27 protein-coding genes and 1 pseudogene are annotated in these 15,585 nt (G+C 38.1%); all 28 read left to right on the top strand.

The window, feature by feature from the left end:
• Positions 1-2: 2 nt before the first annotated feature.
• The 28 genes and pseudogenes from rplW to eno all read left to right on the top strand — a co-directional run bounded on the left by rplW (position 3) and on the right by eno (position 15,516).
• Positions 3-293, top strand: a complete 291-nt coding sequence (gene rplW, locus ACJG85_RS05600) for a 50S ribosomal protein L23 (protein ID WP_295338646.1) — start codon at positions 3-5, stop codon at positions 291-293.
• 6 nt (positions 294-299) lie between these two features.
• A complete protein-coding gene (gene rplB / locus ACJG85_RS05605; protein ID WP_409676926.1) occupies positions 300-1,124 on the top strand; it encodes a 50S ribosomal protein L2 in 825 nt (274 codons plus the stop codon).
• 10 nt (positions 1,125-1,134) lie between these two features.
• Entirely contained in the window at positions 1,135-1,413 is a 279-nt protein-coding gene (gene rpsS / locus ACJG85_RS05610; protein ID WP_007136562.1) for a 30S ribosomal protein S19, read from the top strand.
• A gap of 6 nt (positions 1,414-1,419) precedes the next feature.
• Positions 1,420-1,830 carry a 50S ribosomal protein L22 gene (gene rplV / locus ACJG85_RS05615; RefSeq protein ID WP_409676928.1) on the top strand — a complete coding sequence of 137 codons (411 nt, stop codon included), beginning with the start codon at positions 1,420-1,422 and terminating at the stop codon, positions 1,828-1,830.
• Between the two features lie 8 nt (positions 1,831-1,838).
• Positions 1,839-2,585 (top strand): 30S ribosomal protein S3, encoded by a 747-nt coding sequence (gene rpsC / locus ACJG85_RS05620; RefSeq protein ID WP_409676930.1) that lies wholly within the window; start codon positions 1,839-1,841, stop codon positions 2,583-2,585.
• A gap of 18 nt (positions 2,586-2,603) precedes the next feature.
• Positions 2,604-3,029 (top strand): 50S ribosomal protein L16, encoded by a 426-nt coding sequence (gene rplP, locus ACJG85_RS05625; RefSeq protein WP_131476292.1) that lies wholly within the window; start codon positions 2,604-2,606, stop codon positions 3,027-3,029.
• Between the two features lie 13 nt (positions 3,030-3,042).
• Positions 3,043-3,234 (top strand): 50S ribosomal protein L29, encoded by a 192-nt coding sequence (gene rpmC, locus ACJG85_RS05630; RefSeq protein ID WP_133533881.1) that lies wholly within the window; start codon positions 3,043-3,045, stop codon positions 3,232-3,234.
• Between the two features lie 19 nt (positions 3,235-3,253).
• Entirely contained in the window at positions 3,254-3,511 is a 258-nt protein-coding gene (rpsQ, locus tag ACJG85_RS05635) for a 30S ribosomal protein S17 (protein ID WP_409677294.1), read from the top strand.
• Between the two features lie 2 nt (positions 3,512-3,513).
• Positions 3,514-3,882, top strand: coding sequence for a 50S ribosomal protein L14 (gene rplN, locus ACJG85_RS05640; protein ID WP_007803649.1), 369 nt, complete (start codon positions 3,514-3,516; stop codon positions 3,880-3,882).
• Positions 3,883-3,894: 12 nt separating this feature from the next.
• Positions 3,895-4,209, top strand: a complete 315-nt coding sequence (rplX, locus tag ACJG85_RS05645) for a 50S ribosomal protein L24 (protein ID WP_409676933.1) — start codon at positions 3,895-3,897, stop codon at positions 4,207-4,209.
• A 2-nt stretch (positions 4,210-4,211) separates the two neighbouring features.
• On the top strand, positions 4,212-4,763 hold the full coding sequence (gene rplE / locus ACJG85_RS05650) for a 50S ribosomal protein L5 (RefSeq protein ID WP_283239745.1): 552 nt from the start codon (positions 4,212-4,214) through the stop codon (positions 4,761-4,763).
• 3 nt (positions 4,764-4,766) lie between these two features.
• Positions 4,767-5,036, top strand: coding sequence for a 30S ribosomal protein S14 (rpsN, locus tag ACJG85_RS05655; protein ID WP_131476287.1), 270 nt, complete (start codon positions 4,767-4,769; stop codon positions 5,034-5,036).
• 142 nt (positions 5,037-5,178) lie between these two features.
• Complete coding sequence (gene rpsH / locus ACJG85_RS05660; RefSeq protein ID WP_131476286.1) at positions 5,179-5,577, top strand: 30S ribosomal protein S8; 399 nt, start codon at positions 5,179-5,181, stop codon at positions 5,575-5,577.
• A gap of 14 nt (positions 5,578-5,591) precedes the next feature.
• Positions 5,592-6,134: a 50S ribosomal protein L6 gene (rplF, locus tag ACJG85_RS05665; protein WP_412465109.1), complete on the top strand. Its 543-nt coding sequence runs from the start codon at positions 5,592-5,594 to the stop codon at positions 6,132-6,134.
• Between the two features lie 11 nt (positions 6,135-6,145).
• The gene (gene rplR / locus ACJG85_RS05670; RefSeq protein ID WP_290877988.1) at positions 6,146-6,499 is read left to right on the top strand and encodes a 50S ribosomal protein L18; all 354 of its coding nucleotides are present in this window, start codon (positions 6,146-6,148) and stop codon (positions 6,497-6,499) included.
• A gap of 3 nt (positions 6,500-6,502) precedes the next feature.
• Positions 6,503-7,027 (top strand): 30S ribosomal protein S5, encoded by a 525-nt coding sequence (gene rpsE / locus ACJG85_RS05675; protein ID WP_171222711.1) that lies wholly within the window; start codon positions 6,503-6,505, stop codon positions 7,025-7,027.
• Positions 7,028-7,039: 12 nt separating this feature from the next.
• A complete protein-coding gene (rpmD, locus tag ACJG85_RS05680) occupies positions 7,040-7,222 on the top strand; it encodes a 50S ribosomal protein L30 (protein WP_131476282.1) in 183 nt (60 codons plus the stop codon).
• A gap of 15 nt (positions 7,223-7,237) precedes the next feature.
• A complete protein-coding gene (gene rplO / locus ACJG85_RS05685) occupies positions 7,238-7,690 on the top strand; it encodes a 50S ribosomal protein L15 (protein ID WP_409676939.1) in 453 nt (150 codons plus the stop codon).
• Positions 7,691-7,701: 11 nt separating this feature from the next.
• Positions 7,702-9,045 (top strand): preprotein translocase subunit SecY, encoded by a 1,344-nt coding sequence (gene secY / locus ACJG85_RS05690; protein ID WP_409676941.1) that lies wholly within the window; start codon positions 7,702-7,704, stop codon positions 9,043-9,045.
• A gap of 5 nt (positions 9,046-9,050) precedes the next feature.
• Positions 9,051-9,266: a translation initiation factor IF-1 gene (gene infA, locus ACJG85_RS05695; protein WP_026725626.1), complete on the top strand. Its 216-nt coding sequence runs from the start codon at positions 9,051-9,053 to the stop codon at positions 9,264-9,266.
• Positions 9,267-9,277: 11 nt separating this feature from the next.
• Positions 9,278-9,394, top strand: a complete 117-nt coding sequence (ykgO, locus tag ACJG85_RS05700) for a type B 50S ribosomal protein L36 (RefSeq protein ID WP_002987490.1) — start codon at positions 9,278-9,280, stop codon at positions 9,392-9,394.
• A 3-nt stretch (positions 9,395-9,397) separates the two neighbouring features.
• Positions 9,398-9,772: a 30S ribosomal protein S13 gene (gene rpsM, locus ACJG85_RS05705; protein WP_290877559.1), complete on the top strand. Its 375-nt coding sequence runs from the start codon at positions 9,398-9,400 to the stop codon at positions 9,770-9,772.
• Between the two features lie 8 nt (positions 9,773-9,780).
• Positions 9,781-10,164: a 30S ribosomal protein S11 gene (gene rpsK, locus ACJG85_RS05710; protein WP_133533891.1), complete on the top strand. Its 384-nt coding sequence runs from the start codon at positions 9,781-9,783 to the stop codon at positions 10,162-10,164.
• An 80-nt stretch (positions 10,165-10,244) separates the two neighbouring features.
• Positions 10,245-10,850, top strand: coding sequence for a 30S ribosomal protein S4 (gene rpsD / locus ACJG85_RS05715; protein WP_412477122.1), 606 nt, complete (start codon positions 10,245-10,247; stop codon positions 10,848-10,850).
• Positions 10,851-10,871: 21 nt separating this feature from the next.
• Positions 10,872-11,864 (top strand): DNA-directed RNA polymerase subunit alpha, encoded by a 993-nt coding sequence (locus ACJG85_RS05720; RefSeq protein ID WP_295338700.1) that lies wholly within the window; start codon positions 10,872-10,874, stop codon positions 11,862-11,864.
• A gap of 63 nt (positions 11,865-11,927) precedes the next feature.
• Positions 11,928-12,392, top strand: a pseudogene (rplQ, locus tag ACJG85_RS05725) (50S ribosomal protein L17); the annotation flags it as partial.
• A 471-nt stretch (positions 12,393-12,863) separates the two neighbouring features.
• The gene (gene carA, locus ACJG85_RS05730; protein WP_412465110.1) at positions 12,864-13,985 is read left to right on the top strand and encodes a glutamine-hydrolyzing carbamoyl-phosphate synthase small subunit; all 1,122 of its coding nucleotides are present in this window, start codon (positions 12,864-12,866) and stop codon (positions 13,983-13,985) included.
• Between the two features lie 238 nt (positions 13,986-14,223).
• Complete coding sequence (eno, locus tag ACJG85_RS05735) at positions 14,224-15,516, top strand: phosphopyruvate hydratase (RefSeq protein WP_412465111.1); 1,293 nt, start codon at positions 14,224-14,226, stop codon at positions 15,514-15,516.
• Positions 15,517-15,585 lie beyond the last annotated feature (69 nt).

Below are 15,585 nucleotides of genomic sequence, written 5' to 3' on the forward strand. Positions count from 1 at the left end.
CCATGAGTATCATTATTAAACCTATCATCACTGAAAAAATCACCAAAGAAGGTGAGGTTTTTAATCGTTTTGGTTTTGTTGTTGACAAAAAAGCCAACAAAGTTCAAATTAAGAAAGCTGTAGAAGCTGCTTATGGAATTACTGTTGTTGATGTGAACACAATGAACTATAGAGCTGACAGAACTGTGAAATACACAAAAAGCGGTTTGATCAGCGGAAAAACAAATGCTTACAAAAAAGCAGTTGTTCAAGTAAAAGAAGGAGAAACAATAGATTTTTATAATAATATCTAATAGAAAATGTCAGTTAGAAAATTAAAACCTATTACCCCGGGTCAGCGTTTTAGAGTTGTGAATGGTTTTGACGCCATTACAACTGATAAGCCGGAGCGCTCATTGTTAGCACCGATAAAAAACTCAGGAGGTAGAAATAGTCAAGGAAAAATGACCATGCGTTATACAGGCGGTGGTCACAAACAAAGGTATCGTATTATCGATTTCAAAAGAACTAAAGTAGGCATTCCTGCTACAGTGAAATCAATCGAGTACGATCCAAACAGAACGGCTTTTATCGCATTATTGTGGTATGCAGACGGAGAGAAAACATATGTTGTTGCTCAAAACGGATTGCAAGTTGGACAAACAGTTGTGTCTGGTGAAGAGGCAGCTCCTGAAATCGGAAATACTTTGCCATTGAGCAAAATTCCTTTGGGAACTGTTATTTCTTGTATTGAATTACGCCCTGGACAAGGAGCGGTTATCGCTCGTTCTGCAGGTACATTTGCTCAATTAATGGCGAGAGACGGAAAATATGCTACTATTAAAATGCCTTCAGGTGAAACAAGATTAATCTTGTTGACTTGTTCAGCAACTATTGGAGCTGTTTCTAACTCAGATCACCAATTAATTGTATCTGGTAAGGCAGGTAGAAGCAGATGGTTAGGTAGAAGACCAAGAACAAGAGCTGTAGCAATGAACCCTGTTGATCACCCAATGGGTGGTGGTGAAGGACGTTCATCTGGAGGTCACCCACGTTCTAGAAAAGGTTTACCGGCTAAAGGTTACAGAACTCGTTCTAAAGTTAACCCGAGCAACAAGTATATTGTAGAACGCAGAAAGAAATAATTAGATAGACATGGCACGTTCATTAAAAAAAGGACCATTTGTTCACTATAAATTAGATAAAAAAGTTCAGGAAAATATTGCCGGTGGTAATAAAGGAGTGGTTAAGACTTGGTCTAGAGCTTCAATGATTACTCCCGATTTCGTAGGACAAACTATCGCAGTTCACAATGGTCGTCAATTTGTTCCGGTTTATGTAACTGAGAACATGGTAGGACATAAATTAGGAGAATTTTCACCAACAAGATCTTTTAGAGGTCATGCTGGAGCTAAAAATAAAGGTAAAAAATAAGAAGAAATGGGAGTTCGTAAAAGAGAAACAGCAGATGCAAGAAAAGAGGCTAATAAGTCTTTGGCTTTTGCTAAATTGAATAACTGCCCTACTTCACCTAGAAAAATGCGCTTAGTAGCAGACTTGGTAAGAGGTCAGAAAGTGGAAAGAGCTTTAAATATTTTAAGATTTAGCTCGAAAGAAGCTTCACGCAAATTAGAAAAACTATTATTATCAGCCATCAACAACTGGGAACAGAAAAACGCTGAAGGTAATGTTGCGGAAGCAGGCTTATTTGTTAAAGAAATCCGTGTAGACGGCGGTATGATGTTGAAAAGACTTCGTCCGGCTCCACAAGGAAGAGCACACAGAATTAGAAAACGTTCTAACCACGTAACAATCGTGTTAGGACAATTAGATAACACACAAAGTAATTAATAAACAGTATGGGACAAAAGACAAATCCAATTGGAAATCGCCTTGGTATCATCAGAGGATGGGATTCAAACTGGTATGGTGGAAATGATTACGGTGATAAAATCGCCGAAGATTATAAAATCAGAAAGTATATCCACGCTCGTTTATCAAAAGCTAGTGTGTCAAAAGTAATTATCGAGAGAACTTTGAAACTTGTAACCGTTACTATCACTACGGCTCGTCCAGGTATCATCATTGGTAAAGGCGGTCAAGAGGTAGACAAGTTAAAAGAAGAACTTAAGAAAGTTACTGACAAAGAGGTTCAAATCAACATCTTTGAAATCAAAAGACCAGAGTTAGATGCTTATTTAGTTGCAACAAGTATCGCTCGTCAAATTGAGAGCCGTATTTCATACAGAAGAGCTATTAAAATGGCTATCGCTGCAGCAATGCGTATGAATGCAGAAGGAATCAAAGTTTTGATTTCAGGTCGTTTGAACGGAGCTGAAATGGCACGTTCTGAGCAATTCAAAGAAGGTAGAATTCCTCTATCAACTTTCAGAGCCGATATTGATTACGCTTTGGGTGAAGCTCACACTACTTACGGTAGAATGGGTATCAAAGTATGGATCATGAAAGGTGAGGTTTACGGAAAAAGAGATCTTTCTCCATTAGTTGGCATGGACAAAAAACAAGCCGGACAAGGTGGCGGAAAAGGTGATGCTCCACGTGGTGGAAAATCAAACGGAAAACCAGGAGCTCGTAAAAGAAAGTAATTTTTAAACTAAAGAAAAATGTTACAGCCTAAAAGAACAAAATACCGTAAGGTACAGAAGGGTAGAATGAAAGGCGTTTCTCAAAGAGGACACGAGCTTTCTAATGGAATGTTTGGAATTAAATCAGTACATGAAACCGGAATGTTCTTAACTTCACGTCAAATCGAAGCTGCGCGTATCGCTGCAACTCGTTTTATGAAAAGAGAAGGACAATTATGGATTAAAATTTTCCCGGATAAACCAATTACCAAAAAACCTCTTGAGGTTCGTATGGGTAAAGGAAAAGGAGCTGTTGAATATTGGGCAGCTGTAGTAAAACCGGGAAAAATCATGTTTGAAGTAGGTGGTGTTCCACTATCAGTTGCTAAAGAAGCTTTGCGTTTAGCAGCTCAAAAACTTCCAGTAAAAACTAAGTTTGTAGTTGCTAGAGATTTCGAAGCATAATCCAAAAAATATTATGAAACAATCAGAAATTATCAATCTGTCTGCAGCTGAGTTGCAAGTGAAACTTACTGAGTTGAGAAAAGCTTACATGGATTTAAAATCTACACATGCTATTTCTCCAATCGCCAATCCGCTTCAAATCAGAAGCGCCAGAAGAGCTGTTGCTAGAGTAGCAACTGAGCTAACTAAAAGAGAGTTACAATAATTGTATGCTAGCTGAAAAGATGGAAAAAAGAAATTTAAGAAAAGAAAGAATAGGTGTGGTTACCTCTAACAAGATGGACAAATCCATTGTTGTAGAACAAGTAACTAAAGTAAAACACCCATTATATGGTAAGTTCGTGTTAAAAACTAAAAAGTTTCATGCACACGACGAAAAAAACGACTGTAACATCGGTGATACTGTAAAGATCATGGAAACCAGACCTTTATCAAAAACCAAATGTTGGAGATTAGTTGAAATCATTGAAAGAGCGAAGTAATTATGGTACAACAGGAATCAAGATTAAAAGTAGCAGATAACACAGGAGCCAAAGAAGTTTTGACTATCCGTGTTTTAGGAGGAACGAAACGTCGTTATGCCTCTGTTGGAGATAAAATTGTAGTGTCAATTAAAGATGCAACACCAAACGGAAACGTAAAAAAAGGTGCTGTTTCTACTGCAGTTGTTGTACGTACCAAAAAAGAAGTGAGAAGAGCTGATGGTTCTTACATTCGTTTCGACGATAATGCATGTGTTCTTTTGAATGCTGCAGGCGAAATGAGAGGAACTCGTGTTTTTGGTCCGGTTGCAAGAGAACTTCGTGAAAAACAATTCATGAAAATTGTATCATTAGCACCAGAAGTGCTTTAATTCGTTAGTAAGATGATAAAGCTAAAAATAAAATCAGGAGATGTAGTAAAAGTTATCGCCGGTGACCACAAAGGGGCTGAAGGTAAAGTTTTACGCGTTGACCGTGAAAAAAACAAAGCCATCGTTGAAGGTGTAAATATGGTGTCTAAACACACTAAGCCAAGTGCTAAAAACCCTCAAGGAGGCATTGTGAAAAAAGAAGCTCCTATCCATATTTCAAACATTGCTTTAATTGATCCAAAATCAAAGACTGCAACCAAAGTTGGAATCAAAACAGAAGGAGATAAGAAAGTGAGATTTTCAAAAAAATCTAATCAAGTATTATAGTTATGGCTTATACACCTAGACTTAAACAAGAATATAAGGACAGAGTAATTGCTGCCCTTAAAGAAGAATTCGGTTATAAAAACGTTATGCAAGTTCCAAAATTGGAGAAAATCGTTTTAAGCCGTGGCGTTGGTGCTGCAGTATCTGATAAGAAATTAGTGGATTATGCAGTAGAAGAGTTAACTAAAGTTACCGGTCAAAAAGCAGTAGCTACCATTTCCAAAAAAGATGTTGCGTCTTTCAAATTGAGAAAAGGCATGCCAATCGGAGCTAAAGTAACCCTTAGAGGAGAAAGAATGTATGAGTTCTTAGACAGATTGATTACATCTTCTTTACCACGTGTAAGAGATTTTAACGGTATCAAAGCTACAGGTTTTGACGGAAGAGGTAACTACAACTTAGGGGTAACTGAGCAAATCATTTTCCCTGAAATTGATATCGACAAAGTAAACAAGATCTCCGGATTGGATATTACTTTCGTAACTTCTGCTAAAACAGATAAAGAAGCAAAGTCATTATTGGCTGAATTAGGTTTACCTTTTAAAAAGAATTAAGACATGGCTAAAGAATCAATGAAAGCCCGTGAGGTTAAAAGAGCTAATACGGTAGCAAAGTATGCTGAAAAAAGAAAGGCTTTATTAGAAGCCGGAGATTATGAAGGCTTACAAAAATTACCAAAAAATGCTTCACCGGTTCGTATGCACAATCGTTGCAAATTAACAGGTAGACCAAGAGGATATATGAGACAATTTGGTATTTCACGTGTTACTTTCCGTGAAATGGCAAACCAAGGTTTGATCCCGGGAGTAAAAAAAGCCAGCTGGTAATAGTTGGAATTTCAGCAGATAATTGTACATTTGCCGGATTTTTGCCGGTAACGTGCAATTATCTGCTTTAAAAATTGAGTTTAATGGCTTCAGGTTCAAGGGAATAGTTCCTTTTGAAAACCGTTGCCGAATTTTAATAAATATGTATACAGATCCAATTGCAGATTATCTTACGAGAGTTAGAAATGCAGTGATGGCTAATCACAAAGTGGTTGAAATTCCGGCTTCTAATTTGAAAAAAGAAATCACAAAGATTTTATTCGATCAAGGATATATCTTAAGCTACAAGTTTGATGACAGTACTGTACAAGGTACCATCAAAATCGCTTTGAAGTATGATAAAGATACTAAGGAGCCGGTTATCAAAGATATCCAAAGAATTAGTAAACCAGGTTTACGTAAATATGCAGGCGCTGCAAAACTACCTAGAATCCTTAACGGATTAGGAATTGCTATTGTTTCAACTTCAAAAGGTTTGATGACCGGGAAACAAGCTAAGCAATTAAATGTTGGTGGAGAAGTAATTTGTTACGTATACTAAAAAACAGTTAAACAATGTCAAGAATAGGTAAAAATCCAATTTCGATTCCTGCCGGTGTAACTGTTGATGTAAACGCTACTACAGTTACTGTAAAAGGAAAATTAGGTCAACTTTCACAAGAGTACTCAGGTGTAACAGTAAAAGTTGAAGAAGGTCAAGTAATCGTTGAAAGATCTTCTGATAGTAAAGAATACAGAGCAAAACACGGATTATACAGAGCCTTAATCAACAACATGATTGTAGGTGTATCTGAAGGTTTTACAAAAGAATTAGAATTGGTTGGAGTTGGATACAGAGCTTCTAACCAAGGTCAAAAATTAGACTTAGCTTTAGGTTTTTCACACAATATCGTATTAGAAGTGGCTCCGGAAGTAAAATTGGAAACCATCTCTGAGAAAGGTAAAAACCCAATCGTTAAGTTAACCTCTCACGACAAGCAACTTTTAGGATTAATTTCTGCTAAAATCAGAGGTTTCCGTAAGCCTGAACCTTACAAAGGAAAAGGAGTTAAGTTTGTTGGTGAAGTATTAAGAAGAAAAGCAGGTAAATCAGCGTAAAAATTAGCATTATGTCATTAACAAAAACTGAAAGAAGACAAAGAATTAAATTCAGAATCAGAAAGATTGTTAGCGGTACTGCTGCTAAACCAAGATTATCTGTGTTCAGAAGTAATAAAGAAATCTATGCGCAACTCATTGATGATGTGAATGGAGTTACTTTATTAGCTGCTTCATCAAAAGATAAAGGAGTTGATCTAAAAGGTACTAACGTTGAAATTGCTGCTGCTGTTGGAAAATTAGCTGCAGAAAAAGCGTTAAAAGCCGGTATCACTGAAGTAACTTTCGACAGAGGAGGTTATTTATACCACGGTCGTATTAAATCATTAGCTGAAGGCGCAAGAGCCGCTGGACTTAAATTCTAATATATTATGTCTAAATACAAAAATGTAGAATTAGTAAAACCTAGCGGTCTTGAATTAAAAGATCGTTTGGTAAGTGTAAATCGTGTTACCAAAGTAACCAAAGGAGGTAGAGCTTTCGGGTTTTCTGCTATCGTGGTTGTAGGTGATGAGAATGGTGTTGTTGGTCACGGATTAGGAAAATCTAAAGACGTTTCTGAAGCTATTGCTAAAGCAGTAGAAGATGCAAAGAAAAACTTAGTTAGAATTCCGTTGAGTGGTCAATCTGTACCTCACGAACAAAAAGGAAAATTTGGTGGAGCTGCTGTTTACTTAATGCCTGCGTCTCACGGTACCGGAGTTATTGCCGGTGGTGCTGTACGTGCGGTATTAGAGTCAGTTGGGGTGCACGACGTATTGTCGAAGTCTCAAGGTTCATCAAACCCTCACAACGTAGTTAAAGCAACTTTTGATGCTTTATTGCAAATGAGAAGTGCTGTAACTGTTGCAAAACAAAGAGGTATTTCTTTAGAGAAAGTTTTTAAAGGTTAATTCAAGGAAATTATGGCTAAATTATTAGTAAAACAAGTTAGAAGCAAAATCAACTGTCCTCTTACCCAAAAGAGAGGATTGGAAGCTTTAGGTCTTCGTAGAATGGGACAAGTTGTGGAGCATGATTCAAATCCGGCTATCCTTGGAATGATAAATAAAGTTAAACACTTAGTTTCCGTTGAGGAAGTTAAATAATAAATCATCATAGTTATGAATTTAAGTAACTTACAACCGGCTGAAGGTTCAACGCACAACCAAAATAAAAGAGTAGGTAGAGGAGAAGGTTCCGGAAAAGGTGGTACTGCTGCACGTGGTCACAAAGGAGCTAAATCTCGTTCAGGTTACTCTAAAAAGATTGGTTTTGAAGGAGGTCAAATGCCACTTCAAAGACGTGTGCCTAAGTTTGGTTTCAAGAACATTAACAGAGTAGAATATCAAGGAGTAAATCTAGATACACTTCAAGCTTTAGTAGATAACGGAATTGTTACTGATACTGTAGATTTTGCAGTATTAATTGAAAACCGTTTGGCTACTAAAACAGAAGTAGTTAAGATTTTAGGCAGAGGAGAATTAAAAGCAAAATTAAAAGTAACTGCTCACAAGTTTACTGCTACTGCAAAAGCGGCTATCGAAGCTGCCGGTGGTGAAGCTGTAACCTTATAATTGATATCACAATGAAGAAATTTTTTGAATCATTAAATAATGTTTGGAAAATAGAAGAACTAAGAAATAGAATCGTGTTTACACTCGGTTTGTTATTGGTTTATCGATTTGGTGCGCATGTAACTTTGCCGGGCATTGATGCAACTCAATTGGATAAGCTAGCCGGTCAAACAGAAAACGGTATTGGATCAATATTGGATATGTTTACCGGAGGAGCTTTCTCTAAAGCATCAGTTTTTGCTTTGGGTATCATGCCTTACATTTCAGCTTCAATTGTTGTTCAATTAATGGGTATCGCTATTCCTTACTTGCAAAAATTGCAAAAAGATGGTGAAAGCGGTAGAAAGAAATTGAATCAAATCACCAGATGGTTAACTATAGCCATTACATTAGTTCAAGGACCGGGTTATTTATACAACCTACACTCAACCCTTCCCGGGCAAGCGTTCCTTTTACCAATTGATTCATTCCAATTTCTTTTCTCTTCAGTATTAATTTTAACTACTGGTACTATTTTCGCCATGTGGTTAGGAGAGAAAATTACTGATAAAGGTATCGGTAACGGTATTTCCCTTTTAATTATGGTAGGTATCTTAGCCAGATTACCACAGGCGCTAATTCAAGAATTCACATCCAAGGTAACCAACAATAATGGTGGACCAATGGTTTTGGTTTTCGAAATTGTAGTATGGTTGTTAGTAATCATCGCTTGTGTTTTATTAGTAATGGCTGTTAGAAAGATTCCGGTACAATACGCTCGTCGTACTACAACCGGTGATTTCGAACAAGATATGATGGGCGGAAACAGACAATGGATTCCATTGAAATTGAATTCTGCCGGAGTTATGCCAATCATTTTCGCACAAGCTATTATGTTTATTCCGGCTGCTTTAGCAGGTCTTTCAAACTCTGAAACCTCTCAGTCTATTGCCGGTACATTCAGTAATATGTTTGGTTTTTGGTACAACTTTGTATTTGCTTTGTTGATTTTGATTTTCACCTTCTTCTACACAGCAATTACAGTTCCAACCAATAAAATGGCAGATGATTTAAAAAGAAGCGGTGGTTTTATTCCGGGTGTTAAGCCTGGTGTTGAAACAGCAGATTTCTTAGACAAAATCATGTCTCTTATAACATTCCCTGGTTCATTATTTTTAGCATTAATCGCTGTGTTCCCAGCTATTGTTGTTAGTCTTGATGTGCAACAATCTTGGGCAATGTTCTATGGTGGTACTTCACTAATTATTATGGTGGGAGTTGCTATTGATACTATTCAGCAAATAAATTCTTATTTATTGAATAAACACTATGACGGATTGATGAAAAGTGGTAAAAATAGAAAAGCAGTAGCTTAATTTTTATGGCAAAACAATCAGCAATAGAACAAGACGGAACCATCATTGAAGCATTATCAAATGCGATGTTTCGTGTAGAATTAGAAAACGGACACGTTGTAATTGCTCATATCTCCGGAAAAATGCGTATGCATTACATCAAATTGTTACCAGGTGACAAAGTGAAATTGGAAATGAGCCCTTACGATTTATCCAAAGCAAGAATTACTTATAGATACTAAAGCTAACTAATATGAAAGTAAGAGCATCAGTTAAAAAAAGAAGTGCCGAGTGCATTATCGTGCGTCGCAAAGGCAGATTGTACGTGATTAATAAAAAGAATCCTAGATTTAAACAAAGACAAGGATAAGTTATGGCAAGAATAGCAGGGGTAGACATCCCAAAAAACAAAAGAGGAGTTATCGCTTTAACCTACATCTTCGGAATCGGTAAAAGTAGAGCTATTGAGATTTTAGAGAAAGCTCAAGTTAGCCAAGATAAAAAAGTTCAAGAGTGGAATGACGACGAAATCGGAGCAATCCGTGATGCCGTTTCATACTACAAAATTGAAGGTGAGCTTCGTTCAGAAGTGTCATTGCACATCAAACGTTTGATGGATATCGGATGTTACAGAGGAATCCGTCACAGATCTGGTCTTCCTTTAAGAGGACAAAGAACTAAGAACAACTCTAGAACAAGAAAAGGTAAAAGAAAAACTGTTGCTAACAAGAAAAAAGCAACTAAATAATAAATAGTATGGCTAAAACGACTGCAAAAAAACGTAAAGTTATCGTTGAATCAACGGGTGAGGCTCATATTAATGCAACCTTTAATAACATCATCATTTCGTTAACTAACAAAAAAGGTGAAGTTATTTCTTGGTCTTCAGCCGGTAAAATGGGCTTCAGAGGTTCTAAAAAGAATACTCCGTATGCTGCTCAAATGGCTGCAGAAGATTGTGGAAAAGTTGCTTTAGAAGCTGGTCTTAAAAAAGTAAAAGTATATGTAAAAGGACCGGGTAACGGACGTGAGTCTGCTATCAGATCTATTCATAACTCAGGAATTGAAGTAACTGAAATCATTGATGTTACTCCAATGCCGCACAACGGATGTCGTCCTCCTAAAAGACGAAGAGTATAATTATAGTATAATCAAGGCAGAAGAAAGGTTATCGAAGGATTCGACCTGAATTCATAACCTCTGTCTTAAAACAATTTAAAATGGCAAGATATACTGGTCCAAGTACAAGAATCGCCCGTAAGTTTGGCGAAGCAATTTTCGGAGAAGACAAAGCCTTCGAAAAAAGAAATTACCCTCCGGGACAACACGGAATGGCAAAAAAACGAGGTAAAAAATCGGAATACGCTGTTCAGTTGATGGAGAAACAAAAAGCAAAATACACTTATGGTATTTTGGAAAAACAATTCAGAAACTTATTTGAAAAAGCGGCTGCCTCTAAAGGAGTAACCGGTGAGATTCTTTTACAATTGTGTGAAGCTCGTTTAGATAACGTAGTGTACAGAATGGGAATCGCACCTTCAAGAAGAGCGGCTCGTCAAATCGTTTCTCACCGTCACATCACTGTAAACGGTGAAGTAGTAAACATCCCGTCTTACCACTTAAAAGCCGGTGATAAAGTTGCTGTTCGTGAAAAATCTAAATCTGTTGAAGCTATCGAGCGTTCATTAGCCAGCTCTTCTCACGTATATGAGTGGATTACATGGAATAACGATACTAAAGAAGGAACTTTTGTTTCTGTTCCTCAAAGACTTCAAATTCCAGAAAATATCAAAGAACAATTAATCGTAGAGTTGTACAACAAATAATAATTGACATTAGTCTAAATTATGGCAATATTTAATTTTCAGAAGCCCGATAAAGTTATCATGATCGATTCTACCGATTTTGAAGGTAAATTTGAATTCAGACCTTTAGAACCGGGATACGGATTGACCGTAGGTAATGCCCTTAGAAGAGTTTTACTTTCTGCTTTAGAGGGATATGCCATCACTTCGGTTCGTATCGAAGGCGTTGAGCATGAGTTCTCTACTATTTCAGGAGTGGTAGAAGATGTAACCGAAATTATCTTAAACCTTAAACAAGTACGTTTCAAACGTCAAATTGAAGAGGTTGATAATGAAACGGTTTCTATCTCCATCTCCGGAAAAGACCAAATTACTGCAGGTGACTTCCAAAAGTTCATCTCAGGATTCCAAGTACTAAACCCGGAATTGGTAATTTGTAACCTTGACAGCAAAGTAAATCTTAATATGGAGCTAACTATCGAGAAAGGTCGTGGTTATGTTCCTGCTGAGGAGAACAAAAAACAAAATGCAGCTATCGGTACTATTTTCATCGATTCTATTTTTACTCCGGTAAAAAATGTGAAATACGCCATTGAAAACTTCCGTGTGGAGCAAAAAACAGATTATGAAAAATTGGTTTTTGAAATCAAAACCGATGGTTCAATCAATCCTAAAGATGCCCTAACAGAAGCTGCTAAAGTTTTAATTCACCACTTTATGTTGTTCTCCGATGAGAGAATCACATTGGAAGCTGATGAAATTGCTCAAACAGAATCTTACGACGAAGAATCATTACACATGAGACAATTATTGAAAACCAAATTGGTTGATATGGACTTGTCTGTAAGAGCCTTGAACTGTTTGAAAGCAGCCGAAGTTGACACCTTAGGAGATCTTGTATCTTTCAATAAAAACGACTTGATGAAGTTCCGTAATTTTGGTAAAAAATCACTAACCGAGTTAGATGAGTTGGTAGCCAACAAAAATCTTACTTTCGGAATGGACCTAAGCAAATACAAATTAGATAAAGAATAAATTACTTCATATTTTGCTCTCCAAAGCGGATCGTAGCAAGATGAAGGTTAAAAAAAGTACGTCATGAGACACGGAAAAAAAGTAAATCACTTAAGCAGACAGTCAGGACACAGAAAATCTATGTTGGCTAATATGGCTTGTTCTCTTATCGAGCACAAGCGCATCATTACCACTGTTGCTAAAGCCAAAGCGCTTAAACAATTTGTTGAGCCATTAGTAACCAAATCAAAAGAAGATACTACGCACAACAGACGTATCGTTTTCGCTTACATCAGAAACAAATATGCAGTAACTGAATTGTTCAGAGAAGTAGCTGCTAAAGTTGGTGACCGTCCGGGAGGATACACTCGTATCATCAAGTTAGGTAACCGTTTGGGAGATAACGCTGATATGGCAATGATCGAGTTGGTAGACTTCAACGAACTATACAACGGAGGTAAAAAAGAGGAGAAAAAAGGTAGAACACGTCGTGCTAAAAAATCGACTTCAACTGAGAAAGCTCCTGTAGCTGCTGCACCAAAAGCAGAAGCTCCTGCACCGGTTGTAGAAGATGTAGTGGAGGAAACTCCGGCTGCAGAAGTAGTAGAAACTCCGGTTGTTGAGGAAACTCCTGCAGTAGCAGAAGTAGAAGAAACTCCGGCAGACGAAACTCCTGAAGCTCCGGCTGACGAAGAATCTAAAGAAGAGCAAGCCTAATGGTTGCCCACTCTTAAATATAAAGGATAAACAGTTTTGTTTATCCTTTTTTTTTGCACTGTTCTTACTATTGCGGAGGTTTAGAAGCGAATGGCTCGGGATTTACCAGCATACCATTTTCCCGCTTTTCGCGCTACGCGGTAGCTGCTTCAATCGGGGCTAAAAGGAATCTAAAGGAATGTTTATAAACTTTAATAATTCCGTTTTAAAATCACAACACAATAAAGTAATTTTGCCAATAACTAACTAAAACTGTCACCCTGAGCTTGTCGAAGGGCAACAACTAACACACACAACACAACAATGAAGTACACTACAAGACCACAAGCTTTGCTGCTATTAGCCGACGGTACTATTTTTTACGGTAAATCCATAGGCATCTCAGGGAAAACCTTCGGAGAAGTTTGTTTCAACACCGGAATGACCGGTTACCAGGAAATCTTCACTGATCCGTCTTATTTCGGGCAAATCATGGTCGCCACCAATCCGCACATCGGAAACTACGGTGTCAACGCTAACGAAGTCGAAGCCGACAAAATCATGATTTCAGGCTTGGTGTGTAAAAATTTCAGTTTTACCCATTCGCGCCCCGACTCGGAAAGCAACTTATACGACTATTTCGAAAAGCAAAATCTTATCTGTATTTCCGATGTAGATACGCGCGCTTTAGTGAGTTACATTCGAGACAACGGCGCGCAAAATGCCGTTATCTGCACCGATGGTACTCCGATAGAAGAATTAAAAACCTTATTGGCTCAAGTACCGGATATGAAAGGTTTAGAGTTAGCCTCCAAAGTATCGGTAACCGAACCGTACTTTTTCGGTGACGAAATCGCTACCTATAAAATTGCCGCTTTAGACTTAGGCATCAAAAGAAACATCTTGAGAAACCTGGCCAAACGCGATTGCTACATCAAAGTATTTCCATACAACACGCCTTTCGAAGATTTAAAAGCGTTTAATCCCGACGGTTATTTCTTGTCCAACGGACCCGGTGATCCGGAGCCGTTAACTGAAGTAATTGAAACGGCTAAACAAATGATTGCGTCCGACAAGCCGGTATTCGGAATTTGTCTCGGTCACCAAATTATTGGCTTGGCTAACGGAGTGTCGACCTACAAAATGTTCAACGGTCACCGTGGTATCAATCACCCGGTAATGAATATCCTAACGGGTAAAGGGGAAATCACTTCGCAAAACCATGGCTTCGCCGTAAACCGTGAAGAATTAGAAAAACATCCCGATTTAGAAATTACGCATTATCACATCAACGACAATACGGTTGCCGGGATGCGTATGAAATCGAAATCGTGCTTTTCGGTGCAATACCATCCGGAAGCCAGTCCGGGACCACACGATGCCGAATATTTGTTTGATCAGTTTGTAGCCAATATCGAAAAAGCCAAAAGCTTACAAACGGTTTAAGGTTGCCTCACTAGCCCCGATGGGAAGAGTTACCGCGTAACTCGGACAGCGGGAATATGGACAACAAAAAAGCCCGAATCACTCGCTCCAAGACTTCGATTGGTTCAGTCTGACAAAAGTGACAATACTAAATCGTTTGCGTTAATAACATTCGGCTCAATTGTCAAATTCTTAAAAAAAGATGGAATATATTTGTGATATAGCTAAAATCTAATATCAAATATTTAATATTATAAAAATGAGTATTATAATTAAAGTACACGCAAGACAAATCTTGGACTCCAGAGGAAATCCGACTATTGAAGTAGATGTAGTAACCGAAAACGGCGTTTTAGGTCGTGCTGCTGTTCCCAGTGGTGCTTCTACCGGAGAACACGAAGCGGTGGAGTTGAGAGACGGCGGAAAAGCCTATATGGGTAAAGGTGTTTTGAAAGCAGTGGAGAATGTCAATACTAAAATCGCTCCGGAATTGATGGGCGTTTCGGTTTTCGAACAAAACCACATCGACCAATTGATGATTGATTTAGACGGAACAGCCAATAAATCTAACTTAGGGGCTAATGCTATTTTAGGGGTTTCTTTAGCCGTTGCGAAAGCGGCCGCTAACGAATTAGGTTTGCCTTTGTACCGTTACGTTGGTGGTGTTTCTGCCAATACTTTACCAGTACCGATGATGAATATCATCAACGGTGGCTCACACTCTGATGCGCCCATCGCGTTCCAAGAGTTTATGATTATGCCGGTAAAAGCCCAAAACTTTACCCATGCCATGCAAATGGGAACAGAGATTTTTCATAACTTGAAAAAAGTGTTACACGATAGAGATTTGTCGACAGCCGTGGGTGATGAAGGTGGTTTTGCGCCAAACTTAGCCGGTGGTACTGAGGACGCTTTGGATACGATTAAAAAAGCGGTTGAAAATGCGGGTTATAAATTCGGAGATGAAGTAATGATTGCTTTAGACTGTGCGGCATCTGAATTTTATGTAGATGGTAAATACGACTATACTAAATTCGAAGGCGCTACCGGAAAAGTAAGAACCTCAAAAGAACAAGCTGAATATTTGGCTTCCTTGGCGGCAAATTATCCAATTATTTCCATCGAAGACGGAATGTACGAAGACGACTGGGACGGTTGGAAATACTTAACTGAATTAATCGGCGACAAAGTACAGTTGGTTGGAGACGATTTATTTGTAACCAACGTACAACGTTTGTCAACCGGAATCGAAAAAGGCATTGCGAATTCTATCTTAGTAAAAGTAAACCAAATCGGTACTTTAACAGAAACTATCGCTGCCGTTAATATGGCGCACAATGCGGGTTATACTTCCGTAATGTCTCACCGTTCCGGAGAAACCGAAGACAATACGATAGCCGATTTAGCGGTAGCATTAAACTGTGGTCAAATCAAAACCGGTTCGGCATCGCGTTCCGACCGTATGGCGAAATACAACCAATTGTTGCGCATTGAGGAAGAATTAGCCAACACGGCTTATTTTCCGGGTGTAAAAGCGTTTAAACAGAAGTAATAATATTTACGATATTTCAAAAAAGCATCTCTCATAGGGATGCTTTTTTATTTGGCTAAATGTAGGTTT

The sequence above is a fragment of the Flavobacterium mekongense genome (assembly GCF_047038255.1).
In the GTDB taxonomy this organism is placed as follows: domain Bacteria; phylum Bacteroidota; class Bacteroidia; order Flavobacteriales; family Flavobacteriaceae; genus Flavobacterium; species Flavobacterium mekongense.